General features: G+C 54.5%; 29 protein-coding genes. 26 read left to right on the top strand and 3 right to left on the bottom strand.

What is annotated here, in order from left to right:
* The first annotated feature begins 167 nt into the window (after window positions 1–167).
* The 13 genes from ABD920_RS01235 (at window position 168) to ABD920_RS01175 (ending at window position 8,754) form a co-directional block, all read left to right on the top strand.
* Window positions 168–2,036, top strand: coding sequence for a cbb3-type cytochrome c oxidase subunit I (locus ABD920_RS01235; RefSeq protein WP_345156314.1), 1,869 nt, complete (start codon window positions 168–170; stop codon window positions 2,034–2,036).
* A gap of 61 nt (window positions 2,037–2,097) precedes the next feature.
* Entirely contained in the window at window positions 2,098–3,114 is a 1,017-nt protein-coding gene (locus tag ABD920_RS01230; protein WP_345156313.1) for a cytochrome c, read from the top strand.
* A 131-nt stretch (window positions 3,115–3,245) separates the two neighbouring features.
* Complete coding sequence (locus ABD920_RS01225; protein WP_345156312.1) at window positions 3,246–3,491, top strand: hexameric tyrosine-coordinated heme protein; 246 nt, start codon at window positions 3,246–3,248, stop codon at window positions 3,489–3,491.
* Window positions 3,492–3,495: 4 nt separating this feature from the next.
* Window positions 3,496–3,753 (top strand): hypothetical protein, encoded by a 258-nt coding sequence (locus ABD920_RS01220; RefSeq protein ID WP_345156311.1) that lies wholly within the window; start codon window positions 3,496–3,498, stop codon window positions 3,751–3,753.
* A gap of 4 nt (window positions 3,754–3,757) precedes the next feature.
* Window positions 3,758–4,165, top strand: a complete 408-nt coding sequence (locus tag ABD920_RS01215; RefSeq protein ID WP_345156310.1) for a cytochrome C — start codon at window positions 3,758–3,760, stop codon at window positions 4,163–4,165.
* Window positions 4,162–4,557: a group III truncated hemoglobin gene (locus ABD920_RS01210; protein WP_345156309.1), complete on the top strand. Its 396-nt coding sequence runs from the start codon at window positions 4,162–4,164 to the stop codon at window positions 4,555–4,557. Before ABD920_RS01215 ends, ABD920_RS01210 begins: the two co-directional genes overlap by 4 nt.
* A 215-nt stretch (window positions 4,558–4,772) precedes the next feature.
* On the top strand, window positions 4,773–5,021 hold the full coding sequence (locus ABD920_RS01205; protein WP_345156308.1) for a cupin domain-containing protein: 249 nt from the start codon (window positions 4,773–4,775) through the stop codon (window positions 5,019–5,021).
* A gap of 176 nt (window positions 5,022–5,197) precedes the next feature.
* Window positions 5,198–5,479, top strand: coding sequence for a cupin domain-containing protein (locus ABD920_RS01200; protein WP_345156307.1), 282 nt, complete (start codon window positions 5,198–5,200; stop codon window positions 5,477–5,479).
* Window positions 5,480–5,496: 17 nt separating this feature from the next.
* Window positions 5,497–5,982 carry a hypothetical protein gene (locus ABD920_RS01195; RefSeq protein ID WP_345156306.1) on the top strand — a complete coding sequence of 162 codons (486 nt, stop codon included), beginning with the start codon at window positions 5,497–5,499 and terminating at the stop codon, window positions 5,980–5,982.
* 181 nt (window positions 5,983–6,163) lie between these two features.
* Entirely contained in the window at window positions 6,164–6,601 is a 438-nt protein-coding gene (locus ABD920_RS01190; protein WP_345156305.1) for an RrF2 family transcriptional regulator, read from the top strand.
* A gap of 50 nt (window positions 6,602–6,651) precedes the next feature.
* On the top strand, window positions 6,652–6,990 hold the full coding sequence (locus tag ABD920_RS01185) for a 2Fe-2S iron-sulfur cluster-binding protein (protein ID WP_345156304.1): 339 nt from the start codon (window positions 6,652–6,654) through the stop codon (window positions 6,988–6,990).
* Between the two features lie 370 nt (window positions 6,991–7,360).
* Window positions 7,361–8,101 carry a cupin domain-containing protein gene (locus tag ABD920_RS01180; RefSeq protein ID WP_345156303.1) on the top strand — a complete coding sequence of 247 codons (741 nt, stop codon included), beginning with the start codon at window positions 7,361–7,363 and terminating at the stop codon, window positions 8,099–8,101.
* 146 nt (window positions 8,102–8,247) lie between these two features.
* Window positions 8,248–8,754: a DUF488 domain-containing protein gene (locus ABD920_RS01175; RefSeq protein WP_345156302.1), complete on the top strand. Its 507-nt coding sequence runs from the start codon at window positions 8,248–8,250 to the stop codon at window positions 8,752–8,754.
* Between the two features lie 277 nt (window positions 8,755–9,031).
* Here ABD920_RS01175 and ABD920_RS01170 read toward each other — a convergent pair whose 3' ends face one another.
* Complete coding sequence (locus ABD920_RS01170) at window positions 9,032–9,460, bottom strand: DUF1643 domain-containing protein (protein WP_345156301.1); 429 nt, start codon at window positions 9,458–9,460, stop codon at window positions 9,032–9,034.
* Between the two features lie 34 nt (window positions 9,461–9,494).
* The gene (gene recF / locus ABD920_RS01165; protein WP_345156300.1) at window positions 9,495–10,601 is read right to left on the bottom strand and encodes a DNA replication/repair protein RecF; all 1,107 of its coding nucleotides are present in this window, start codon (window positions 10,599–10,601) and stop codon (window positions 9,495–9,497) included.
* A 138-nt stretch (window positions 10,602–10,739) separates the two neighbouring features.
* Here recF and pdhA point away from each other — a divergent pair, with 138 nt between their 5' ends.
* The 3 genes from pdhA to ribH all read left to right on the top strand — a co-directional run bounded on the left by pdhA (window position 10,740) and on the right by ribH (window position 13,258).
* Window positions 10,740–11,786, top strand: a complete 1,047-nt coding sequence (pdhA, locus tag ABD920_RS01160; RefSeq protein WP_345156298.1) for a pyruvate dehydrogenase (acetyl-transferring) E1 component subunit alpha — start codon at window positions 10,740–10,742, stop codon at window positions 11,784–11,786.
* 119 nt (window positions 11,787–11,905) lie between these two features.
* Complete coding sequence (locus ABD920_RS01155; protein ID WP_345156295.1) at window positions 11,906–12,625, top strand: tetratricopeptide repeat protein; 720 nt, start codon at window positions 11,906–11,908, stop codon at window positions 12,623–12,625.
* A 156-nt stretch (window positions 12,626–12,781) separates the two neighbouring features.
* The gene (gene ribH, locus ABD920_RS01150; protein WP_345156294.1) at window positions 12,782–13,258 is read left to right on the top strand and encodes a 6,7-dimethyl-8-ribityllumazine synthase; all 477 of its coding nucleotides are present in this window, start codon (window positions 12,782–12,784) and stop codon (window positions 13,256–13,258) included.
* 211 nt (window positions 13,259–13,469) lie between these two features.
* On the opposite strand, the gene ABD920_RS01145 is transcribed toward ribH, so the two are convergent.
* Window positions 13,470–14,072, bottom strand: coding sequence for a DUF3575 domain-containing protein (locus ABD920_RS01145; RefSeq protein ID WP_345156293.1), 603 nt, complete (start codon window positions 14,070–14,072; stop codon window positions 13,470–13,472).
* Between the two features lie 365 nt (window positions 14,073–14,437).
* Here ABD920_RS01145 and ABD920_RS01140 point away from each other — a divergent pair, with 365 nt between their 5' ends.
* From ABD920_RS01140 to ABD920_RS01095, 10 genes are all read left to right on the top strand, one after another.
* The gene (locus tag ABD920_RS01140) at window positions 14,438–14,827 is read left to right on the top strand and encodes a TraR/DksA family transcriptional regulator (RefSeq protein WP_345156292.1); all 390 of its coding nucleotides are present in this window, start codon (window positions 14,438–14,440) and stop codon (window positions 14,825–14,827) included.
* Between the two features lie 24 nt (window positions 14,828–14,851).
* Complete coding sequence (gene scpB, locus ABD920_RS01135; RefSeq protein ID WP_345156291.1) at window positions 14,852–15,415, top strand: SMC-Scp complex subunit ScpB; 564 nt, start codon at window positions 14,852–14,854, stop codon at window positions 15,413–15,415.
* 100 nt (window positions 15,416–15,515) lie between these two features.
* Window positions 15,516–17,246, top strand: a complete 1,731-nt coding sequence (locus ABD920_RS01130) for a pseudouridine synthase (RefSeq protein WP_345156290.1) — start codon at window positions 15,516–15,518, stop codon at window positions 17,244–17,246.
* 3 nt (window positions 17,247–17,249) lie between these two features.
* Complete coding sequence (locus ABD920_RS01125; RefSeq protein ID WP_345156289.1) at window positions 17,250–17,966, top strand: type III pantothenate kinase; 717 nt, start codon at window positions 17,250–17,252, stop codon at window positions 17,964–17,966.
* Window positions 17,959–19,239, top strand: coding sequence for a BamG family beta-barrel-assembly machinery protein (gene bamG, locus ABD920_RS01120; RefSeq protein WP_345156288.1), 1,281 nt, complete (start codon window positions 17,959–17,961; stop codon window positions 19,237–19,239). The genes ABD920_RS01125 and bamG overlap by 8 nt, the downstream gene beginning before the upstream one ends.
* A 140-nt stretch (window positions 19,240–19,379) precedes the next feature.
* Complete coding sequence (gene lptC, locus ABD920_RS01115; RefSeq protein WP_345156287.1) at window positions 19,380–19,916, top strand: LPS export ABC transporter periplasmic protein LptC; 537 nt, start codon at window positions 19,380–19,382, stop codon at window positions 19,914–19,916.
* Entirely contained in the window at window positions 19,916–20,089 is a 174-nt protein-coding gene (locus ABD920_RS01110; protein ID WP_345156286.1) for a hypothetical protein, read from the top strand. The genes lptC and ABD920_RS01110 overlap by 1 nt, the downstream gene beginning before the upstream one ends.
* A 23-nt stretch (window positions 20,090–20,112) precedes the next feature.
* Window positions 20,113–21,414, top strand: coding sequence for a hemolysin family protein (locus ABD920_RS01105; RefSeq protein WP_345156285.1), 1,302 nt, complete (start codon window positions 20,113–20,115; stop codon window positions 21,412–21,414).
* Window positions 21,415–21,489: 75 nt separating this feature from the next.
* On the top strand, window positions 21,490–23,598 hold the full coding sequence (locus tag ABD920_RS01100) for a peptidylprolyl isomerase (protein WP_345156284.1): 2,109 nt from the start codon (window positions 21,490–21,492) through the stop codon (window positions 23,596–23,598).
* A gap of 59 nt (window positions 23,599–23,657) precedes the next feature.
* Window positions 23,658–24,113, top strand: a complete 456-nt coding sequence (locus tag ABD920_RS01095) for a DoxX family protein (RefSeq protein ID WP_345156283.1) — start codon at window positions 23,658–23,660, stop codon at window positions 24,111–24,113.
* The last annotated feature ends 384 nt before the right edge of the window (window positions 24,114–24,497 follow it).

The following is a 24,497-nucleotide window of genomic DNA, read 5'->3' as shown; positions in this document are numbered from 1 at the left end:
AAACTACACCGGGTTTACAGCAGCTGTACCCCAACCTATATATAACTACTGCTTAGTTTCAGAGGGAAGTGACAGCCTTTTTTTATGATTCAATTTAAGATAAAACTATCCTTTTTAGATTTTAATGCAGATATTGGAACAGTACGCTTATGCAAAGACAATATAGAATGAAAGCACCGTCTCCCGCCCGGCGAAAGCCTATCTTCCCGCCTTTGGTCAAAGCCCTATTCGTGGTGGTGTTGAGTTTTGCCGCTACCACGGCTGCATTTGCCCAGGCAGGCACCGACGAGGGCCTGATGAGCTTGCCCGGTATCCTGATCACCATCACCCTGCTGATAATTCCGGTTGTTGCCGCACTACTGCTGCTGGTGGTAAAGGCAAACGCCCTCTTCAAAAGCATAAAAACCAGGAAAGACACCGAGGAGGCCACGCGTTTTTCGGAGTACCTGAAAACCCTGAACGTGGAGCAGCTGGAGGCGCTGCAGAAGGACAGGGAGCACCAGGAGTATCACCTGAACAACAAGGAACTCTCCGGCCCCTTTTCGCCTCAGGATTCCAAAGGGCTGCTGAGCAATATAAACGAGCGGGCTAACATCCGCTTTATAGAGGCCAAGCGCAAAGCCCTAAACCGGCCAAACATAGACCCCAGCCTCTCAAGGCTGATACTCTGGTTCCTCGGCACTGCCACGTTCTGGTTGGTGTTCGGGACCTCGGTGGGGGAGTACGTAGGCATTAAGTTCGTGGCACCCGACGTGGACCAGGTAAGCTGGCTGAGTTTCGGGAGGCTGCGGCCGGTGCACACCAACGCCGTGTTCTGGGGCTGGTCGTCGCTCGCCATGCTGGGGCTGGGCTACTACGTGGTGCCACGCGTAAGCAACATCCAAATACACAGTTTGAAGGCCGGCTGGTGGACGCTTATCCTGATAAATGCCTCCGTCGTGTTCGGAACTATCGCGCTGATGGCGGGCATCAACAACGGCGGCGGCGAGTACCGCGAGTATATATGGCCCATCCAGCTCCTGTTCGGCATCGGCCTTATCATCACCCTGTTCAACTTCCTGAAGACAGTGGCCAACCGCAAGACCACCGAGATATACGTCTCGAACTGGTACATTGTGGCGGCCGTGATGTTTGCCATCGTTATCTCCATTGTGGCCTATGTGCCCAACTTCCAGAACGGCCTCGGCGAAACCATCATCCAGGGCTATTACATGCACCAGGGCGTGGGCATGTGGTTCATGCTCTTCACGCTGGGTCTGGTATATTATTACCTGCCGCAGCAGCTCAACAAGCCCATCTACTCCTACAGCCTGGGCATTCTCGCTTTCTGGTCGCAGATATTCTTTTACACCCTCATCGGCACGCACCACTTCGTGTTCAGTGCCATTCCGTGGTCGCTGCAGACGGTGGCCATCGTGGGCAGCGCCGGTATGATTATCCCTGTCGTGTCGGGCACCACCAACTTCGTGATGACCTTCCGGGGATCGTGGCACAAGGTGGCGGGGAGCTACACGCTGCCTTTCTTCATTGTGGGCATCATCTTCTACTTCACCGGCTCGCTGCAGGGCACGGCGGAGGCTTTCCGCAGCACCAACCTCCTCTGGCACTTCACCGACTTCACAGTAGCCCACTCGCACCTGACCATGTACGGCATCATCGCCTTCTTTTTGTGGGGCGGCATCTACGCCATTGTGCCGCGCCTCACGCACCAGGAGCCGCCCCAAATTACGGTGGGTATCCACTTCTGGATGGCCTTTATCGGGATGATGTTTTATACCGTGCCACTGATGTGGGGCGGCACCCTGCGCGGCCTGATGTGGATGGACGGGGTGCCATTTATAGAGAGCGTGGTGATGATGGCGCCGTACTGGCTGTGGCGCGCCATCGGCGGTTCCCTGATGTGGGTGTCGCACCTGATTTTCGCCTATAACATGTACCGCATGATAAACCCGCGCAAAACCGTGAACATCAACGATGCGGCAGTGAGGAAGTTAAACCAGAAGGATTACGAGTTGGTGGACATCGCAAACGAATAGCAGGTTCAGGAGCCATATATAAATCTAAAAAACAAAAGTTGCTTCAAAGCACACCAAGCATATGATGGACTTTTTTAACGATTACAGGAAGCTATACCTCACGGCGCTTGGCTTGTTTGTCTTCCTGACCATACTGGTGGCCATCATGCCGGCCATCAGCAACCAGAACAACAACGCCCCGCTGCCAACCGAAGAGCCCATGAGCGAGGCGGCCCTGGCCGGAAAAGCCATCTATGTGGGCAACGGCTGCGTGGCCTGCCACACCCAGCAGGTGCGCAACCTGGAGATGGACGCCGTGTGGGGCGACCGGCCCAGCATCGCCGCCGATTACGCCGACGAGCACCGCACCGACTTCTGGCGCAACACCGCCACCCTGATGGGCACCGAGCGCACCGGCCCTGACCTGGCCAATGTGGGCAACCGCCAGCCGAGCGCCGAGTGGAACCTGCTGCACCTGTACCAGCCCCGCGCGGTGGTGGAGCAATCCATTATGCCGGCCTACCCGTGGCTGTTCGAGGTGAAGGCGGAACTGGGGGAAGGCGATGTGGAGGTTCCCGTGCCGGATGCCTTCCGCCGTGGCGTGAAGGGTAAGATAGTGGCGACAGAAGACGCCCTGAACCTGGTGGCCTACCTGCAGTCGCTGAAGCAGGCGGAGCTGCCGGGGGCTATGGCGGCTCCGGAGTTCCTGTACAAGCGCGAGGCGCTGCCGGACGAGGTGACAGGCGATGGCCAAGACCTGGGGCTGGATGGCGCGGCGCTGTACTCGGCCAACTGCCAGAGCTGCCACCAGGCCAACGGCGAGGGCCTGAAAGGCGCTTTCCCGCCACTAAAGGGCAGCCCCATCGTGCTGGACGACAACCCGGAGGTGCTGATAGATGTGGTGATGAACGGCTACGACGCCCGGCCAGACTATGCAGTGATGCCAGCCGTGGGTGACAACGTGAACCTGTCGGCGGCAGAGGTAGCCGCCATCATCAACCACGAGCGCACCAGCTGGGGCAACAACGCCCGCAAAGTGCCGGTGGAGGAAGTGCAGAAAATCATGGATATGCTGGAGCTGGAGGCAAAGACGCAGTAAGAAAGGAAAGGCTTCACTTGAGGCAAAACCAGCAGGTAAAGCAATCCTTCGCTGGTGCGAGCTTGCAGCTCGCACCAGCGAAGGCCAGGGAAAAGACGCAGTAAGAAAGTATAAAGCAACATCAAACCTATATGGAAAACCAGGAAGAAGATTACCTGCCAAGCCTCATCACGGCCACACCCTTTGAAGGACGCCAACTGGCCATTAAGCTTGCCCGCAAATCCATTGGCGCCATTCAGCCGGACGCCGGCATCCGGCAGCAGTTGCGTGCGGCCTATGCCTCGGACACGGCACAGCTCATTGCCTCTGCGCAGGTGGTGGCCGTGGAGTTCCAGACGATTGCGCAGGCAAATAACTACTGGAAAACAAAAGATTGAGCCTATGAAAAAATTACTGCTAACCCTATTCACCACATTGCTGAGCCTGGCGGCCTTTGCCTGCCCGGTGTGTGAGAAGCAGCAGCCGAAGGTGCTGCAGGGCATCAGCCACGGCGCCGGCCCGCAAAGCGACTGGGACTACGTGCTGGTGTGGGCCACCATGTTTGTGGTGGTGCTCTGCCTGTTTTTCAGCATAAAGTGGCTGGTTAGGCCCGGCGAAAAAGGCAGTGACCACATCAAAAGAACGGTATTAGATTTCTGATAAAATGGAAGACAAAAGCTCTGTTATAATTTTTGTGGATGACGAACAGCAACCCATCGGCTCCTTTAAATCGCCCATCAACTTCGAGCTGGACACCCGGAAGCTGGTAGACGGGGAGCATTTCCTGCGCATCGTCAGCAAAGACCCCTCCGGCAAGGAAGGCATCCGCAAAATACCGTTCATCGTGCGCAACGGCCCGGACATAAACGTGGAGGGCATCTCAGAGAACGAGGTGGTGGACGGCGTGCTGCCCATTATGGTGAGCGCCTACGGCAAAGGCGACCAGAAAGTATTCTTGATAGAAGGCAGCGAGACGCCGCGCAGCATCCCCAACTGGGTCTGGATCCTGCACATTGTGTTTGGCGGCTGGGCCATCTATTATTTGATCACACAATTCGCTATTACCACATGACAACGAAACATGATATAACCGGACTGGACGATATAAAAGTGCTGGTGGATGAGTTCTATACCCTGGTGCGCCACGACGAACTGCTGGCACCTATCTTTCTCTACAGGCTCAACACGTACTGGGAGCCGCACCTCGAAAAGATGTACACCTTTTGGAACGCCGCGCTTTTCGGGGTGAGGGGCTACACCGGCAACCCATTCGCTAGGCATGCCACCATGCCCGTGGAGGGCGAGCACTTTACGCGCTGGCTCGCCCTCTTCAACACTACCGTCGATACTTATTTTGAGGGGCCGGTGGCGGAGGACGCGAAGAAGCGGGCGCTGATCATGGCCACAAACTTTGAGCGGCGGATAAACGGCCTGAAGGGGCAGGGCAAGGTAACGCTGGTATAAGTAAAAGGACACAAGTAGCAGGTATCAAGGCACAAGACTTTTTGTGTCGCATTGAGCTTGATATCAGCTGTTTGGGAGGTGTGATGCCTCTAAAGAGAGTGTAGGTTGATTTTGTACGGGTGCATATATAAGGCAATGGCTTGAGGCCTGCTTTTCGCGGCTGCCAGCTATATATAAGGATATATAAGAAGGAACAGAAGATAAGGCCGGGCAACATGGAGATGAAAGAAATACACAGCAACGGGGCTTACAGGGTGCTGAAGTTAACGCTGGCCAGCGGTGAGACCATGCCGCGCCACTTTGCCGCCACAGACGCCTTTGTCATCGCACAGAAAGGGAAGGCGGAAGTCGTTTTCCAAGACCGCAGCGCGGCGCTGGCACCGGGCGACACCCTGCATATTCCGGGCAGGGAGCCGCACAGCCTGACCGCTTCGGAGGATTTTACAGCCCTTGTTGTTCTGTAGCCTCCGGCAGCATTCCAGACCCGGCTATATAAGTGCTAAGCCCAACGGTGGCGGTATATATGGCCAGGAGGCACCGGGGGAAATGGCTTAAGCCTAATGGAGCGAAGAACCACAACTTGCCTTGCATTTATATATAAACGAGCAGGGAATCTACCCTGCGCCTAAATCAGAATGATATGGAAATGAAAGAAATATACGCCAACGCAACATTCAAGGTCCTGAAGGTCACCTTGGCTGGGGGAGAGGAAATGCCACGCCATTATGCCTCGTCGGATGCGTTCCTGATTCCGGAGAAGGGAAAAGCCAGGCTGCAACTGCCCGACAGGGAGGTGGTGCTGGAGCAGGGGGCAACGTTTCATGTGCTGGACAGCGAACCGCACAGCCTGCAGGTGCTGGAAGATTTCAGCGCCTTCGTGGTGCTGGCCGCCGGGGCAGAAATCAAGTTCACCGACCGGTAACCTCCTGAAAGATGCCTATGGAGCAATATAAAAGTATCCTTCTGTTCTCACATGAGCATCATGCGGGGTTGTTGTTTTGCTGGAGAGTCAGGCAGGGGCTAAAACGGGAGGGTGTTATCCTGCGCATCCGGAAGTACGTGGCTTATTTCTGGGAGATTTATTTTCAGCCGCTCTTTGAGGGCGAAGCGCAGCACCTGCTGCTGAAAGTGGACGATGTCCTGAGCCGGAAATCGCTGGGCCAGCACCAGGAAATCGAGGCACTCGTAAAACAGGTGGTAAGCAACGACACGGCTCCGGAGCCAGCCGCCTTCCACCAACTGGCCGACGCGGTGAACAGCCATATCCGGTTTGAGAAAAGAGAACTGTTTCCGCACCTGCTGCGGGTGCTGGGAGAGGCCGAACTGGCGCGCATCGGGGCGGCTAAACGCACCGCAACTTTCAAAGACGCGTACCCCGATGAATTCTGGATGAAGCGCAGTGTGGGGTGTGCCTGTCAATTATAAAGCGCTGGATTGCCGCCAACACGCCGGTGAGCGGAGGAGTATACACCGCTGTAACAACCGAAACGAGTGGCTGCGAAACGAGTCGGCTCCGGGTGCAAAACCAGCCCTGACACCATCGCGTAGAGTCCTAATTCAACTAATAGCGTGTAATTGAAATGGCTTCATGTAAACGGCAGATAAAATGATTTCCAAGGCGTGTAAATATGGTATCCGGGCGGCCGTTTACGTGGCTTCCAAATCTGGTGAAGGCATTAAGCTGAACGTAAAGCACATTGCTGTGGAGGTGGATGCCCCCGAGGCCTTTACTGCAAAAATCCTGCAGGTGCTAAACAAACACCGCATCATTACCTCGCTCAAAGGGCCCTATGGGGGCTTTTACGTGGAAGACTACCAACTGGAGCAACCGGTCATCAACATCGTGAACGCCATTGACGGCATGGCGGTGTTCAGGGAGTGCGGCCTGGGCCTTTCCAGATGCTCTGAGACACACCCCTGCCCCATGCACGACAGGTTTAAGGCGGCGCGCGAATCGCTGCGGGACGTTTTTCAGCAAACCACCATCCGGCACCTGGCCCAGGAGCTAAAGGAAGGGACCTCGTTCATCAAGAACATACCGTAAGGCCACCATGGCGGAAGCGCCGGGCGGGGTATATAAAATTTTGCAAGCGCATGAAAAAAGACATAAAGGTAACGGTGCGTGTGTATGGCCAGGAGCATGTGCTGGAGACCTACGACGGCGAGTACCGCAACCTGATGATGCTGCTATATGATAAGATCTATATCGACGAGTTCGGCGAGTGCAAAGGAGTGGGCCGCTGTGGCACGTGCCACGTTCATGTGCTGAGGGCGCCTGCCGGCCTGGTTTTTCATGATGGGGTGGAGCACACGACGCTAAGCCGCCTGGGCAACACCAACGAGACCAGCCACCTAGCCTGCCAGATAATGGTGGACAGGCACATCAACGGCCTGGAAGTGGAGGTAGTAGAAGGATCAGGGGGCGGCTATTGAGGTTTTGTCTGAAGGCTTCCGGTATATAAAGCCCCTCTTTCAGGAGAGGCAGGTTTGATTTATATATAACGCAGCAGTGTGTATATGTCAGTGGCCAAGGCAAAAAGGGCTTTTCAAATGACTGGTTACGAAGGATTACAGGATTTGGAGGAAGCAGGGCTGGCAGCTAGGTAACAGCGCTTTCGCGGCGCCGTAAAGCGCCTTCCCATATACCCCACGGGCCGAAGGCCGTAGAACAGGACAAGCGGTTTCGGCTCTTATCGTTGACCAAGCCTTTACCGGGCTTACCTGAAAAGGCCGCCACGAGCTTCTCGCTTACTGCCTTTCCCCGGTTCGGCTAATTATTTTTCACCACTTAACCCAATCTCCTATGGATACCATGACCACCGTTTCAGAAGTATTGAACAAACTGAAAAGCGAAGGCTACACCGTTGATTTTAACCTGGACGACAACTGCCTGATCTGTCATGGAAACTCGCTGCAGATATACCCCGATGAGTTTGTGGTGGACAGGCATTTCCGCTTTGAAGGCATCTCAGACCCGGGCGATGAAGCGGTGGTATATGCCATTTCCTCCACAAAGCACAACGTAAAGGGCACCCTCGTAGACGGCTACGGGATGTACAGCGATGGCGTGACTAGCGAACTGGTAAAGGCGCTGAAGGAAAAAGTAGCCTCCAGCCCCACAGACAAAGCGCCGACCGCGCCGGAGGAAAAGTACAATGAGGCCACGCCGCAGCGCCCGGCAGGAGACCGTCCGCTGGATGCGCCGCTGGTGGAGATGGACCTCAGCGCTTTCAGGCAGCAGATAAAGCAGGAAAAGGCCTGGCAAAACAGCGACCGCAACGCCATCACCGTCTTCAAGACCAGCGGCATGCGCCTGGTGCTGGTGGCCCTGCACCAGGGCGCAGAGATGAAGATGCACACCGCCCCCGGCATCATCAGCGTGCAGGTGCTGGAAGGAAAGATAAAGTTCACAACAGCGCAGCAGGTCGCTGAGATGGGAGTGGGGCAGATGCTGGCGCTTCACGCCGGCATCCCGCACAGCGTGTATGCCACCGAAGAGTCTGTTTTCCTGCTGACCCTCGCCATCACACCGACAAACAAATAATGCTTCCGCCGCTCTGAGTAAGACAAGGAGGAGCCATGGCATAAGGAGAAAGAAGCAATCGGATATATAGACTGTATATATACCGTTCTGCTCTGGCTCGGAATGTACTCGCTTCGGGGAACGGATTCAACAGATAGCAAGCCTATATGGCAGAGAAAAACAACACCATCTGGACCTTTGGCCACTCCACCCGCAGCCCGGAGGGATTCATAGCTGCGCTGAAATCCTTTGAAATAGAGGTGCTGGTGGATGTGCGCAGGTATCCCGGCTCTAGGAAGTATCCTCACTTCAACGTGGCCGCTATGGAGGCTTTCCTGCCGGAGGCGGGCATCCGTTATATGCCGCAGTTGGAGTTGGGCGGCCGCCGGAAACTGAAGCCCGACTCGGCCAACACCGTCTGGCGGAACGAAGCCTTCCGGGGCTATGCTGATTACTCTGAAACCCAGGAATTTGAGGAAGGAATAGCGCGGCTAACAGATGTGGCCGAACAGCAACGGGTAGCCTATATGTGCTCGGAAGCCGTGTGGTGGCGGTGCCACCGCGCCATTATCTCAGATTATCTCAAAGAAAGAGGCTGGACGGTGATGCACATCATGAGTGAAGGCGTAGCCAAAGAGCATCCCTACACCGCCGCTTACCTGGAAACGCATTAGGGGTAGGTGGAGATGCACCTATGAAGTACTATGCCCTCGCTCGCCTCTGGCGAGTGTGAGCTACCGGTGGCGTCCCGGCATGTTAATAACAGCATGAAGTCTAAGCGGCCAGAGGCCGATGGTAACTCACACTCGCCAGAGGCGAGCGAGAGCGGATAAATAAGTGATTATTAGTTCTATAACGACGCTAAGTAAGTGTCAATACAAAAGGAGCCAATTCCTAAATTATAAGCAGCTCTGGACGGGTGCCTTGGATGGCCGCTTTTCGTCATAGAGCCTATCTGCCACCATCTAACATCTCGCTCTGAAATGGCTGAATTAATTTCTGCAAGGCAGTTTTGAGATAAGCTCTCTTTTTAATCGTTTCTCCCCAGACAGCTAATAGATTTACTTCTTCATATCCAGCTAAACAATTTACAATAGCTTTGATGTTTTCAGAATGAATAATTGAATTTATTTCTTCATGCAACTCATGATGTAAAGTAGCTCGTTGCGGATAAAGATTCAGCATTATAAAGCCATCAAAACCATTTCTTTCAGCAAAGCCGATAACTTTAGAAACTGTTACGTCAGTCTTTCCACTGGTGGCTTTACTTGGGTTAAGCCCAATCGCTATCAATGGCTTTTGGCCTGATTTCCCTAAAGTATATCTATAAGCTAAATCATCATTAAGTTCATGATAGATGTCAATATCGTAGGATTTCATATAGTTCAATAATCAACAATTTAGCCATCTACATTTAAGCAATTAATCTAACCGTCCCCTCCTTCACCTCAAACCTACGGATGCTCTCCGAAAGACCCTCCAGAATCTTATCCGTACGCTCCAGGTGCGTGTCCGTCAGGAAGATCTGGCCGAAGGTGTGGGCGGCTACCATCTGCATGAGCTGCGTGATTCGCTTCTCGTCGAGGCGGTCGAAAATGTCGTCCAGCAGCAGGAGGGGCTTGTGGTGCTGGCTCTCGGCGATCACCTCGAAGTGCGCCAGCTTCAGCGCGATGACGTAGCTTTTCTGCTGCCCCTGCGAGCCGAAGCTTTTTACGGGGTTGCCGTCCATCAGGAACACGAAATCATCTTTGTGCGGCCCCACGGTGGTGCGCTGCAGCGCCATATCCTTGCGCTCAGCCTGGAGCAGCAAGGCAGCAAAATCAGCGCCCGGCAACTGGCTTTTGTAGGTCAGGCTCACTTCCTCGTGGCTGTCGGATATATGGCGGTAATGCTTCTGGAAAACCGGCACGAAATCCGCCAGGAACTTCTGCCGCTCCTGCGCCAGCTGCTCGCCGCAGGGCACCAGCTGCTCGTTCAGGATATGCAGGTAATCACGGTCGAAGTAGTGGCGCTCAGCAAACTGCTTCAGCAGCGAGTTGCGCTGCCGCAGGATATAGTTATACTGGATCAGCTGCTCGAGGTAGGGGTGGTGCAGCTGCGAGATCAGGCTGTCGAAGTACTTGCGGCGCTCCTCGCTGCCCTCCCGGATCAGGTCCGTGTCGTAGGGCGAGATGAGTACCACCGGGAAACGGCCAATGTGGTCGCTCATTTTCTCGTAGAGCGCCTTGTTGTGCGTCACGGTCTTCTTCTGCCCCTGCTTCAGGCTCACCTGCACCGTGTGCTTTTCGCCTTCTATGTTAAAACGGCCCTTCACCATAAAGAAATCCTCGCCCTGCTTGATGCTCTGCAGCTCCGTGCCCGGGAAGGCGCTTTTGGTGATGGAGAGGTAGTGGATGGCGTCCAGCAGGTTGGTTTTGCCGCTGCCGTTATCGCCTATAAAACAGTTGATATGCTCCGAAAAGCTGAGGGCGGCTTCCTCGTAATTCTTGAAAAACAGCAAACTTAGATTTTCGAGGAGCATTCGTTTCTACTTTGATATCTTTTTCCTTAATTTCGCAAGCTAATTCCGTTAGTGGCTTATATTTGCCGTAGTTTAAGAGACTTAGACCTGCCAGAGAGCAGCAAACGGACATCCAAGATAACGCATAGACTAATACTTATGGCTGATACGAAAGAAAAGGCAAAAGGAAAGGCACCGAAGGCAAAGGTACAGGCTGAGCCAAAGTTTTCAAAAGAAACCTATATGAGATGGTATGAGATGATGAAGCTCATGCGCCGTTTCGAGGAAAAGGCCGGCCAGCTATATGGCCAGCAGAAAATAAAAGGCTTCTGCCACCTCTATATCGGCCAGGAGGCCTGTGCGGCCGGCGCCATCACCGCGCTCACTAAAGACGACAAGTGGATTACCGCTTACCGTGACCACGCGCACCCGCTGGCTTTAGGCACCGATCCGGGTGCGGTAATGGCTGAGCTGTTTGCCAAATCAACCGGCTGCTCCAAGGGCAAGGGCGGCTCGATGCACATCTTCGACAAAGAGGTGAACTTTATGGGAGGCCACGGCATCGTGGGTGCCCAGATCCCGATGGGGGCGGGTATTGCCTTCGCTGAGAAATACAACAAGACCGGCAACCTGTGCGTGTGCTCCATGGGCGACGGCGCGGTGCGCCAGGGCGCCTTCCACGAGGCCCTGAACATGGCCATGCTCTGGAAGCTGCCCGTGATCTTCGTGATCGAGAACAACGGCTACGCCATGGGAACCTCGGTGCAGCGCACTTCCAACGTAACCGACTTATATACCCTGGGCGAGGCCTATGACATGCCGTCGGAGCCGGTAAACGCCATGAGCGTGGAAGATGTGCACGATGCCGTGGCGAGAGCCGCCGAGCGTGCGCGTGCCGGCGAGGGCCCGACGCTGCTCGAGTTCAGGACGTACCGCTACAAAGGCCACTCCATGTCGGACCCTGCCAAGTACAGGACGAAAGAAGAGTTGGAAGACTACAAAGGCAAAGACCCGATCGAGGCGGTGAAAGGCACCCTCCTGCAGAACGGCTGGGCCACAGAAGAGGAACTGGACCAGATTGACGAGAAAATCAAGGAGCGCGTGGCGGAAGCCGTGCAGTTTGCCGAGGACTCTCCTTACCCGGACCCTTCCGAACTCTACACCGACATCTACGCAGAGAAAGACTATCCATATATAATGGACTAATCTGAATTTTAATTAAAAATTAGGAATTAAAAATTATAAATTCAATGTTCAGAATCTATAAGTGTTTTTTTCTTAGGCTTTTAATTTCTAATTTTAAATTTCTAATTTTTTAAATATTAATGGCAAAAGAAACAGTTAAGAAGCACAGTGAGTTTGAGGAGTTGGTGGAGAACCCGGATGCATTGGCAGACCGCCTCGCGCATTCAGAGGACTTCGTAAAGAAAAACAAGTCAAAACTACTCGGTGTCTTCGCCCTGATCGCTGCTATTGTGGTTGGGGGTTTCCTGTATTACAACTACCGCAGCACGCAGAACCAGGAAGCGCAGCAGGCCATGTTCCAGGCCGTTTATTATTTCGAAGCCGACTCCCTGAACAAGGCGCTGAACGGCGACGGGCAGTACGAGGGCTTGCTGCAGATAGCAGACAACTACAGCGGCACGGACGCCGGTAACCTCGCCAAGTTTTATGCGGGTGTGGCGCTGCTGAAGCAGGGTAAATTTGAGGAAGCGGCCAATTATCTGCAGGAGTTCGAATCGGATGACTACCTGCTGCAGGCGCGCGCCTACAGCCTGACCGGCGATGCTTTGCTGGAGCAGGGGAAGAACAAGGAGGCCGCGGACCTGTATGTGAAAGCGGCCAACCACAATGCCAACCCTTACTTCTCGCCACAGTACCTGATGAAAGCGGGAATCGCTTACGAAGCTGACAGTAACTTTGCCTCGGCCGCCGAAATGTATGACAACATCATCACCAAATATGCTGCCTCTGCTGAAGTAACGGATGCCAAGAAGAACAAGGCCCGTGCCGCGATGCTGGCAGGCGGCACCGCCGCCGAATAAGCACCAACAGGCGTAGGCCTATATATAGAAAGCGCTTTTGTGCTGGGGAGCCAGGCAGAAGCGCTTTTTTGTTACAAGCTATATATAGCTGCCGGTAAAAGAATGCAGCAGAACCTATCGAAACACGAAAAACGCGCAACGAAAAACGAATCCATCATGGCGACAGCATTAAAAAACCTGAACGAGTACAACAAAGACAGATTCACGGACATATCCGGCAAGACATTCGGGATAGTGGTAGCGGAGTGGCACGAGGAGATAACCGGTGTCCTGTGCCAGGGAGCCGTGGATACGCTGCTGCAGCACGGCGCTGCCAAGGAGAACATCTTCGTTAACACGGTGCCCGGCAGTTTCGAGCTTACCCTGGGCGCCCAGTTCCTGGCGCAGCAGGAGGAGATAGACGCGGTGATCGTGCTTGGCGTCGTGATTAAAGGCGATACCAAGCACGATGATTATATCAATCATGCAGTGGCGCAGGGCATCACGCATGTGTCTATGAAATACAACAAGCCCGTTTCCTTCGGGCTGGTAACCACCAATACGTTAGAGCAGGCCCTGGACAGGGCAGGCGGCAAGCACGGCAACAAAGGGGTGGAGGCAGCGGCGGCGGCTATCCGCATGCTTAGTTTCTGATACCTGGATCTGCCATATATAGATCGATAGATCAAGCAGAAGCCAAGATAAGGTATTGGCACAAAACCCACTGTTCCGTGCAGGGACAGCGATGGAAGCGACTTCCAATAAGTTGAGCCCACGACGGCAGAAAAGAACATATACAGAAGGGCGGCTTATCTCTTATGCAGATAAGCCGCCCTTCTGTATATGAATTATATATGGCTGTGGTTTAAAAGCTGTAGCCCACGGTGAGGCCGGGCCTCACCCGGAAGCCGCTGCCCAGGATGTTCAGATAGTCCAGTACGCCGCGGTCAAAGTCTTCGTCGGTGCCCGTCTTCACGTTCAGGCTGCCGCCGTTCACGCCAACCCCCAGGAAAAGGTCCAGAGACACGCCGCTGTTGAAGATAAACTGGTTACCGGCGGCCACACCGGCTCCAATCGGCTTGTAAGTCGCCTCGTAGGTTTCGCCTTTCTCTTTGTCCTCCACCGTCAGCTTGTAATTGAGTATGCGGCCATAGCCGGCTATATAAAAGCCGTCCGGAGCCTGCTCTGCCAGATAGTAGCGCACTTCGGGCGTAAAGCCGTGGCCTTCAAAATCCACGTCTTTCACACTGGCGCCTGTCTTGAAAGCGCCTAGCTGTGCGCTGATGCGGGGGCTGAAAGCGTGTTCCACGAAGCCGGAGGCCGTGAGCACGAAGGGGCTGAGCACGTTCACTTTCAGCACGGTGTTGCGGGAGTTTGGGTTATCTGTCCTGCGCTGGGCGTTTGCTGGTGCTATTGCCACAAAGGCAAGCAACAGGGGCAGAACAGCGGATAAAGTAAATTTTTTCATATGAGTCAATCTTAAAATGGGTCCCGGTCCGGGCTTCACCAGCTATAGCAACATCCGTTCCAATATGCACCGGAAACACCGCGCTTTTTAGATGGCGGGAGACGTGGCAATTATACGGAAGATAAATTTGTTAAATTATCTTTACACGTAGCAAAGTATGGATATTACTGCTATTTTTGCACGAAATTTAGACTTAATACTACGCTAAGCAGCAGTGCCGGCAAAAAAGTCGAAAGGGTATATATAGATATTTTAAACTTTATCTTTGTGCCGTATGTTATGCGGCTACACCCTTAAAAGTATAGTTTTAGTTAGCCGATTTATATAAGAGAGGTTAATACTATAACACGACCTAATTCATTAGAATGAATACAAACGAAGAAAAACAGCGATATTCCAAAGAGGAGTTAGCAGAGTTTGAGACCATCATCAGGGAAAAGCTGGTAAACGCCCGCAAAGAAGTGGCCTTTATCAAGGAAACCCTTAGCCGCCGAAACGACTCTGGCACCGACAACACCGCCTCCCCTACCAAAGTGCTGGAGGATGGCGCGGATACGGCAGAGAAGGAGAGCCTGAACCAGCTGGCTTCCCGCCAGATGAAATTCATCCAGCAGCTCGAGAACGCCCTGATCCGCATCAAGAACGGCTCTTACGGTGTCTGCATTGTTACGGATAAGCTTATCCCGAAGGAGCGGTTGCGTGCCGTGCCACATACACAGCACTCAATTGAGGCCAAGCTGCAGCGTAACGACTAGTACCCGTACCTTTACTTTTACCACTTGAATATTCTGCAAAACCATATTCAGGCACTTGTTTTCTGTGCCCAATCGCCCATCAGCATCGAGGAGATCCAGCGCTGCCTGCAGGAGTCGATGGGGATGGAGGAGATTCTGGTGAGCGATGTGCTGGAAGCGGTAGAGGCGATAAACGAGCAACTGGCCGAGAGTGGGTTTGCCTTCCAGATCTACGCGATCGGCGGCGGCTATCAGTTCCTGACCAAGCCGGAGTACCAGGATACGGTCAGCACTTACCTGAAACACAAGTCAAAGAAAAAACTGTCAGCGTCTTCTCTGGAGACGCTGGCCATTATTGCCTACAAGCAGCCCGTTACCCGGTCGGCCATAGAGCAGATACGCGGCGTGGGCTGCGACTATGCCCTGCACAAACTGCTGGAGAAAGAGCTGATTGAGATAAAGGGCAAGGCCGAAACCATTGGCAGGCCCGTGCTGTACGGCACGTCCCAGAAGTTCATGGATTACTTCGGCATCAACCATATCAAAGACCTTCCGCAACTGAAAGACTTCGCCACCGAAGAGAACACCATCGGCCAGGCCGCCGATTAGCCGGCGCAACGCCCCCATTGAACTATATAACACCCTAATTCCTTAATACTGCACACCATAAAAGGTACAGTAGCGATACTGCATCCATAACTATATTACCATGGCAAGAGACAATGAAAGACCTGACCGCGACAACGCGGGAGCAGGCAGAAGAGGCGCTGACAGAAACGCTTCAGGCAGGCCGGTGAACAACGACCGCGACGGCAAGAAAATATTCAACAGGAGAGACAAAGACGACCGGCCGGGCGACAGAGGCGAGCGCCGCTCCTTCGGGCCTGACAGAAGAGATAACGACAGAAGAGATTCCGGCGAGCGACGCCCCTATAACGCGGACCGCCCGAACAGGGAAGGCGGCGAGCGCCGCCCCTACAATGCAGACAGACGCGAAGGCCGCTCTTTCGGCGATAAGCGCGAAGGCGGAGAGCGCAAGCCTTATAACAGTGACAGGCCGGACAGGAGAGAGGGCGGCGAGAAGCGCACCTACGGAGACAGGAGAGAGGGTGGAGAAAAACGCTCGTTTGGCGACAGGAAGGAAGGCGGCGAGCGCCGATCCTTTAACTCAGACCAATCAGACAGGCGCAGCAACGACCGGGGAGGGTATAACTCCGACAGGAGAGAGGACCGCCGCGACGGAGAGAGAAGCGAGCGCCGCTCTTTTGGCCCTGACAGGCCAGAGAGAAGAGACGGTGGCGAAAGACGTTCCTTTGGGGCGGACAGGGCGGACAGAAGAGACAGCGGCGAGCGAGGCTCGTTCGGCAACGACAGGCCACGGCGCGACGATGGCGAGCGCAAACCATATAACAGCGACAGGAGAGAGGGCGGCGAGCGCCGTTCCTACAGTGATAAGCGCGAAGGCGGAGACAGGAAGCCATATAGTGCCGGTCGAAGCGGCGACAACGACCGTGGCTATAGCCGCGACAGCAGGCCCTCTTTTGGGGAAAAGCGCGGCTATGGCGGCGACAGGGATGGAAAAGGCAAGAGCTTCAGCGACCGTAGCCGCTCCACGGACCGGCCAGGTGAGAACACCGGTGAAGAGCCGAAGGCACCAACCTACAACCTGAGCCGCTACAACGACAACCCACGCATCAAGAAGACCAACCGCAAGGAGGAAGGCGAAGACGACGGATCGATCCGCCTGAACCGCTTTATCGCTAATGCCGGCATCTGCTCGCGCCGTGAGGCCGATCTGCTGATTGAGTCCGGTGAGATAAAGGTAAACGGCGAGGTGGTGAAGGAGATGGGCTTCAAGGTGCAGCCGTCCGACACGGTGCAGTACGGCAAGAAAATCCTGAACCGCGAGAAGCTGGTATATGTGCTGCTGAATAAGCCAAAGGACTTCCTGACAACGACGGAGGACCCGGAGGGCAGAAAAACCGTGATGAGCCTGGTGGCGAATGCCTCCACGGAGCGCATCTTCCCGGTAGGCCGCCTCGACCGTAACACCACGGGCCTGCTGCTGTTCACCAACGACGGTGAGCTGGCGCAGAAACTGACGCACCCTTCCAACGACATCAAGAAGATATACCAGGTAGAGCTGGACAAGCCGATCACGAAAGAAGACTTCAAAAAAATAGCCGAGGGCGTGGAGCTGGAAGACGGCAAAGCGGTGGTAGACGATGTGGCGCTGCTGGGGGAATCCAACAAGTTCCTGGGGCTGGAGATACACATTGGCCGCAACCGCATTGTGCGCCGTATTTTCGAGCACCTGGGTTATGAGGTGGTGTCGTTGGACCGCGTGCAGTATGCCGGCCTGATCAAAAAAGACCTGCCGCGCAGCAACTGGCGCTACCTCACCGAGAAAGAAGTCGTGCGGCTGAAGTATTTCATGTAAGCCATGCGCAGCGTCGCCATCGATATAGGGAACACCGGCACAAAGTACGGCATCTTCGAAGGGGATGCGTTGGCAGCACAGGGTTATTTTGAAGGGCAGGAGAACTTGCCCGAGGCGCTGCTAAGCCAGGCGTTTGACCATGCCATTGTTGCTTCGGTGGCACAAAGCGCACAGCATATACAGCAAAGGCTGTCTGTAACCGGTAAGCTCATCGAGCTTACGGCGCAGACAGCCTTGCCTGTTTCTAACCGCTATAAAACGCCCCAAACCCTGGGAGCCGACAGGATAGCGGCCGCGGTGGGGGCGAATTACTTTTTCCCCGGCCGCAACTGCCTCGTGTTCGACGCCGGCACCAGCATCACGCATGAATACATAGACAGCAGCGGCAACTACCACGGCGGGGGCATCTCGCCGGGCCTGGCGATGAAGTTCAAGGCCCTGCATACTTTTACCCAGCGGCTGCCGTTAGTACACCGGACTAAGGAGTTTCCGCTAACGGGGCAAACGACGGAGGAGTCTATCCGCAGCGGTGTGCTGGCTGGCACCGTGGCCGAATTAAACGGTTTTATTCAGGCATATACCGAAAAAGCTGCCGATCTGGTGGTTATACTTTGCGGGGGGGATGCAGGATTTTTTGAAAGTCACTTAAAAGGTCGCATCTTTGTAATTCCCGAACTGGTCTTAATCGGGCTTCACAGAATATTGACACATAATGTATAAGACATTCCGAGTACTGGTAGGCTTTGCCGCGCTGTGTCTGGCGCATACTACACAGGCACAGCTCATCAGCAACACCCCGTACTCCCGCTTTGGGATAGGCGAAATAAACGAAAACTACGGCAATATCCGCACGGCTGGCATGGCAGGCGTCGGTGTGAGTGCCGCGAATAGCTATCAGGTAAATACCTCCAACCCGGCTCTGCTGTATTACAACAGCATCACCAACTTCGATATGGGCATTGCGGGGCAGGTAAAGCGCGTGAGCAACGAAACCGGCTCGCAGGTAGACGGCAACGGCAACCTGCACAACCTGTCGCTGGCCGTGCCGGTGACGAAGCGCTGGAGCGCCGCAGCTGGCCTGCGCCCGTTCTCCACCGTCAACTACGAGACAACGGTGTCGGACGCGGTGGAAGGCAACCCTGGGGCCACCATCTTCCGCGAGTACGTGGGCAGTGGGGGTTTGTCGGAGGTTTACTTTGGCCATGGCGTGAAACTGGTGGGCGGCCTTACCGTTGGCGGCAGCGCCTCTTATATCTTCGGCAATACCGCCAGCGAGTCAGCTAGCACCGTAAGCGACCCGCAGCAGGAACTAGTGGACACGGAGCGCGTTTCTGTGGTGAACCGTACCACATATGGCGGCTTTCTCTTCAGGGCCGGCGCCAACTACCGGCAGAAGCTCAACGACAAGCTGTTCCTGAGCGCCGGTGGGGTATATAGCTTTAACTCGGAGCTGGATGCCGAGCGCAAGCTGTCTTACGAGCGACGCACACAGGCAAACCCGGTGCTGGGCGACAGTGCCGAGAGCAGTGTTACGCTGCCTTCTAACTACAGAGTTGGCTTCAGCGTCGACAACGGCTCTAACCTGACGCTGGCCGCGGATTTCGCCAGCTACAAATGGTCTGACTTCAAGAACTTCGAAGGCCAGAACGACGGCCTCCGCGACAGTTACCGCGTGGCCGTGGGCGGCGAGTACACCCCGGATGCCAACGCCATCGACAGCTACTTTAAGCGCATTATGTACCGCGGAGGGGTTTATTACGGCCAGACGCCGTATGAGCTGAACGGAAAGGGAATCACAGACAGGGGCGTAACGGCGGGGGCCATGTTCCCGATCGGCATCTCCACTATATATGATCTTTACCAGTTGAACATCTCGCTGGGGTACGGGCAGCGCGGCACCACGGAGAGCGGCCTGATCAAGGAGGACTATTTTCAGTTTGGCCTGGGCTTCACGGTAAACAGCAGGTGGTTCATCAAGCGCAGAGTAGACTAAGGGCAACCGTACAATTTCCTGACAACACCAAGGGCCGTTTTTTAAGCGGCCTTTTTCATATAGGGGAGTCCGCCAATTCTGAAAAGGGGCATATTCAGCATAATATTTGCTAAATTCACATCAACCAGTAGAACAAAATAATGCGCAAGGCATGCATAGCCACCCTGATGGCCCTTATTTCCATCATAGGGTTTGGCTGTAAAGAGGATTTAAAGGATCCGGACAAAGAGCAGAAGTACACAGGGCCCACCATGGAAAACCATGACGTGGTCACGCTCTACAGCGACTCGGCCAAGCTGCTGGTTAAATTGCAGGCGCCTTTGCAGCAGGAGTTCGAGAGCGGCGACGGCGTTTTCCCGGAGGGGCTTTTCGTTGAGTTCTATGAGCAGGAAGGGCAGGTGACCTCTACGCTAAAAGCCAACTACGGCAAGCAGGACCGCAACAAAAATCTTTTCCAGGCAAAGGGAAACGTGGTGGTCCAGAACCTGGTGAAGAAAGAGAAACTGGAGACCGAGGAGCTGTTCTGGGACAAGCGCAAGGCCAGGATATATACCGACAAGTTTGTGCGGATCACCACCCCGGAGCAAATCATCATGGGGAACGGCCTGCAGGCAAAACAGGACTTCTCAAGTTACAGGATCCGTGATGTCACGGGAATAATCGATCTGGAAGAATAATGAACCCAAGGCTTGTAAATATCATTTTACTTTCGCTCTCTTTTGTGGTAATGGTCATTGGCGTGCACCGCAGCCTGGTGGAGGAGGACATAGTAGGCAACTACTGGCTCTATATGATTGGCCTGGTGCTGTTTATGCTGTACTACTACCGCAAAAGGAAGAACAGCGCCTGATCTTTTTCGGACCTAACGCATATATGGTAGACCCCAGTCAGATCATACTCTTAATCATCGCCCTCTTGTTCTCGGCCTTTTTCTCGGGCATCGAGATGGCCTTTATGGCCGCAAATAAAATCCAGATAGAGCTGAACGAGAAGAACGGGGCGCTCTCGGGGCGCATCCTGGGTTTCCTGCTGAAGCGGCCCGCCCGCCTGATGGGCACCACCCTGATCGGCAACACGCTGGCGCTGGTGCTATATGGCCTGGCCATCGCCAGCGTGTTGCACCAGTTGCTGTCTGCTTACCTCCCCGAGGGGCTGCAGTTGGGTTTCCTCATCCTGTTGCTGCAGATCGCGGTGGCCTCTGTGGTGGTGGTGCTCACTGCCGAGTTTTTGCCCCGCAGCCTCTTTGCCATCAACCCGAACCGCATGCTGCAGGTGCTGGCGGTGCCCATCCTGCTGGTGTATTACCTGCTGTACCCGGTTGTTTTCCTGATTGTGGGCCTGAGCAAGTGGGTGGCGGAGAAACTCTTTAAGATTGAGTTTTCGGAGGAGAAACCGGTGTTCGGCTTCACCGACCTGAACGCCTTCACTAAAAACCGCCTGTACCACCCCGAGCACGAAGACGCCCCGGAGGTGGACCCGCTCATCTTCCATAACGCCCTGGACTTTAAAACCGTGAAGGTGCGGGAGTGCATGGTGCCCCGCACCGAGATAAAAGCGGTGGAAGTGGACGCTCCCATCGGACAACTGGGGCAGGCGTTCGTGGACACGGGCCACTCTAAAATCCTTGTTTACAAAGAGTCGATTGACAACATCATCGGCTACTGCCACCAGCTGGCCATGTTCAAACAGCCCAAGAGCATTGAGGAGATACTGGCCCCGGTGAGCCTGGTGCCGGAGAGCATGCTGGCCAGTGAGCTGTTCATCAAGTTCGTGTCCGAGCACCGCAGCGTGGCGGTGGTGGTGGACGAATTTGGCGGCACCTCGGGCATTGTGACGGTAGAGGACGTGATCGAGGAGATTTTCGGGGAGATAGAGGACGAGTATGACGTGAGCCAGGCGCTGCTGGAGCAGGTGCTGCCCGACAGGGGCATCTACATCCTGAGCGGCCGCCACGAGATCGACTACCTAAACGAGAAATACGACATGGACCTGCCGGAGGGGGATTATGAAACCTTAGGCGGTTTGGTTTTGTCTGAATTCGGAGAGATACCTATGCCGGGCGATGAAGTAACGGTGCCCCCCTATACCATCAGCGTCCTGACCATGGATGACAACCGCATCGATGCGGTGAAGGTGGTAAAAAGCGCAGACGCTCAGGCAGATGCTATAAGCTAAACAGAAATATAAAAATTTTGAATTTTAGCGCGATTAACCTTATTTTGCACAATCCTTTTTACATTTAAATAACGAATGGCATTAATTAACAAGATTAGAGAGAAGTCTGGTTGGGCTGTAGGCGCCATTGCTATAGGGCTTGGTGTGTTTGTAGTAGGCGGCGACCTGCTGGGGCCTAACTCCAGGCTTTTAGGTAACGATGCAACGACAGTAGGCGAAATCGCCGGCGAAGAAATCGACTATCAGGAGTTTGACGCTGTACTGCAGCAGGCGAAAGCTGATTACGAGAACCGCACCGGCCGTGCCGCCAACGAAGGGGAGTTAGCGATGCTGCGCGAGCAGGCCTGGAACCAGCTGATCTTTAAAATTGCGCTACAAAAAGAATATGACCGCCTGGGCATTGTCGTGACCGAAGAAGAACTGGCTGACATGGTGCAGGGCAACAACATACACCCGGCCGTAAAGCAGGCGTTCACGAACCCACAGACCGGGGAGTTCGACCGTAACCAGATCGTGCAGTACCTGCAGAACCTGGACCAGATGGGCCCGAACGCCCGCCCGATGTGGGTAAACTTTGAGCAGAGCGTTCTTTCTGACCGCCTGCAGTCCAAGTACATGAACCTGCTGAGCAAGACAGTATATGTCACCACGGCCGAGGCAAAAGACTTTTACCAGGCACAGAACAGCACTGCCAGCATGAAGGTGCTGTACGTGCCTTACGTGAGCGTATCAGATTCTGCCGTGCAGGTAACCGACGCGCAGCTGCAGGATTACTATGAGCGCAACAAGGAGCTTTATAAAGTGGAGGAGGGACGTTCTATAGAGTTCGTGACCATCCCGGTGAGCGCCTCCGGAGAGGACAGCACCTACCTGAGCCAGGAGATCAGTACGCTCGCGCAGCAGTTTGCGACAGCCACCAACGACTCCGCTTTCGTGAACACCAACTCTGACATGCCTTTCGACGGCACTTACCGTAATCCGGGCGAGTTGCCGCAGCAACTGGGCAGCCAGCTGCCATTGGAGGAAGGCAAGGTATATGGGCCTTTCACAGAGAACGGCATGCTGTCGCTCTACAAAGTGACGGATGCGAAAGAAGGCGATGCCGCCGTAAAAGCGAGCCATATCCTCATCAGGCCGGAAAACGACACCCCGGAAGCGAAAGCGGCCGCCCGTGCCAAAGCGCAGGACGTGCTGGCGCAGATACAGAACGGCGCTGACTTTGCCCAGATGGCTGCCCAGTACGGTACCGACGGTACAGCCTCCGCCGGTGGCGACCTGGGTTGGTTTGCAGAAGGCCGCATGGTGCCGGAGTTTGACAAAGCCGTGTTCGCTGCCGCAGGCCCTGGCTTGCTGCCGAACCTGGTGGAGACAGAGTACGGCTTCCACATCGTGAAGATCACCGCGCCTAAAACAACAACAACGTACCAGATTGCGGCAGTGCAGCGCCCGATTGAGGCAAGTGAGGCTACGCGCGACGCGGCATATGCCGTTGCCGACGAGTTGGCCGGCACAAGCGGAAGCACGGAAGAGTTTCAGGAGAATGCCGCCAAAAATCCGTCCCTGGTGAAAGAAGAGGCCATTGCGATCGGGAAGAACAACATTGTGGTGAATAACCTGAACAACGCACGCGAACTGGTGCGCTGGGCATACGCAAAAGACACTGAAATAGGGGATGTATCGCCTGTGTTCGAGATTGAGGATCAGTTTGTGGTGGCCACGCTCACCGGCAAGCGCGAAAAAGGCTATGCCGAGGTTGCGGATATACGGGATGAGCTGACGGCGGCCGTGCGCAACGAGGTGAAGGCACAGCAGATCATCGAAAAACTGAAGGGGCAGAAAGGCACATTGGATGAGATCGCGGCCAGCTACGGCGCGGATGCCGTTGTCAGAACAGCCGACAACGTAACTTACGCCTCCGCCACCATCCCTGGCCTGGGCGTAGAGCCGATAGCCGTTGGGAAAGCCTTCGGCATGAAGCCGGGTGCCCGTACAGCTCCTTTTGAGGGACAGGGCGGCGTGTTGATGGTAGAGCTGACGCAACTGAACCCTGCGCCCGAAATCAGTGATTTTGCGAATGTGAAAGAGCAGATCCGCACCACCCGCACCAGCCGTGTGGAGAACAATGCGTTCGAAGCCATCAAGGAGAAAGCCGAAATCAAGGATAACCGCGTCAGGTTCTTCTAAGGAGGCACCGGCCTTCGGAAACAGCTACTTATCTTATACAGCCACTTTATATATGATGCGTGAGTAAAGTCTTTAGCACCGCCTATAACAGGAGCATAGCCGATATATGGCTCTTCCTGTTGCGGCTATGCGTTGGTGGGTTTATGCTGACACATGGTTACCCAAAGTTAGAGAAGCTGCTGGCAGGTGGTGAAATCCAGTTTTTCGATTTCATGGGCATTGGCGCCGCCGCTTCTCTTGCCCTGGCTGTATTTGCTGAAGTTATTTGTTCCGTGCTCCTGGCGCTTGGTTTGGGCACCCGCCTGGCCAGCATAGCTTTGGCGATCACGATGGGGGTAGCCGCTTTCCTTCGCCACGCCGAAGACCCGTTCGCTAAAAAGGAGCAGGCGCTGCTCTACCTGTTGATTTTCCTGACGCTGCTGGTTTTTGGTCCGGGCAGGTACTCCCTTGACAGCATGCTAGGCGGAAAGCCTGGGATGAAGAGGAAAGGTGCCAAGGCAAGGAGTTACGCCTGAGGGCATCCAACGAGATAGACCCATATAGAAGACCATATATAACAGAAAAGCCGTTCCTAAGGAGCGGCTTTTCTGTTTTCCACTCAGGTGCCGGTGCATCTCAAGAGAGCGGGTTGCTTAAGTTGTCTCTACGGAATTGTACAGGGAGCTGAACGCTTAGAGTCCTCAAGCTACCTGCCGTAGTAAGGATAACTTTTCTACTGAAAGGATGATGGGAGCAAATGGTAAGCGGAGGCTTGCTGCTGTAAGTACAGCATATATAAATACATCAGAAAAAAATTAAACTGATTCAGTATATTCATAGTTAACAAAAAAGGGACAGGAAGAAGTAAAGCGGCTGCCCTGGTGCTTTAGCAGGCGCTATTCAGAAATGCCTTTTTCCTT

Origin of the sequence: Pontibacter saemangeumensis (genome assembly GCF_039541895.1) — a bacterium.
Lineage (GTDB): Bacteria > Bacteroidota > Bacteroidia > Cytophagales > Hymenobacteraceae > Pontibacter > Pontibacter saemangeumensis.
This window is presented reverse-complemented; position numbering and strand designations above follow the sequence as displayed.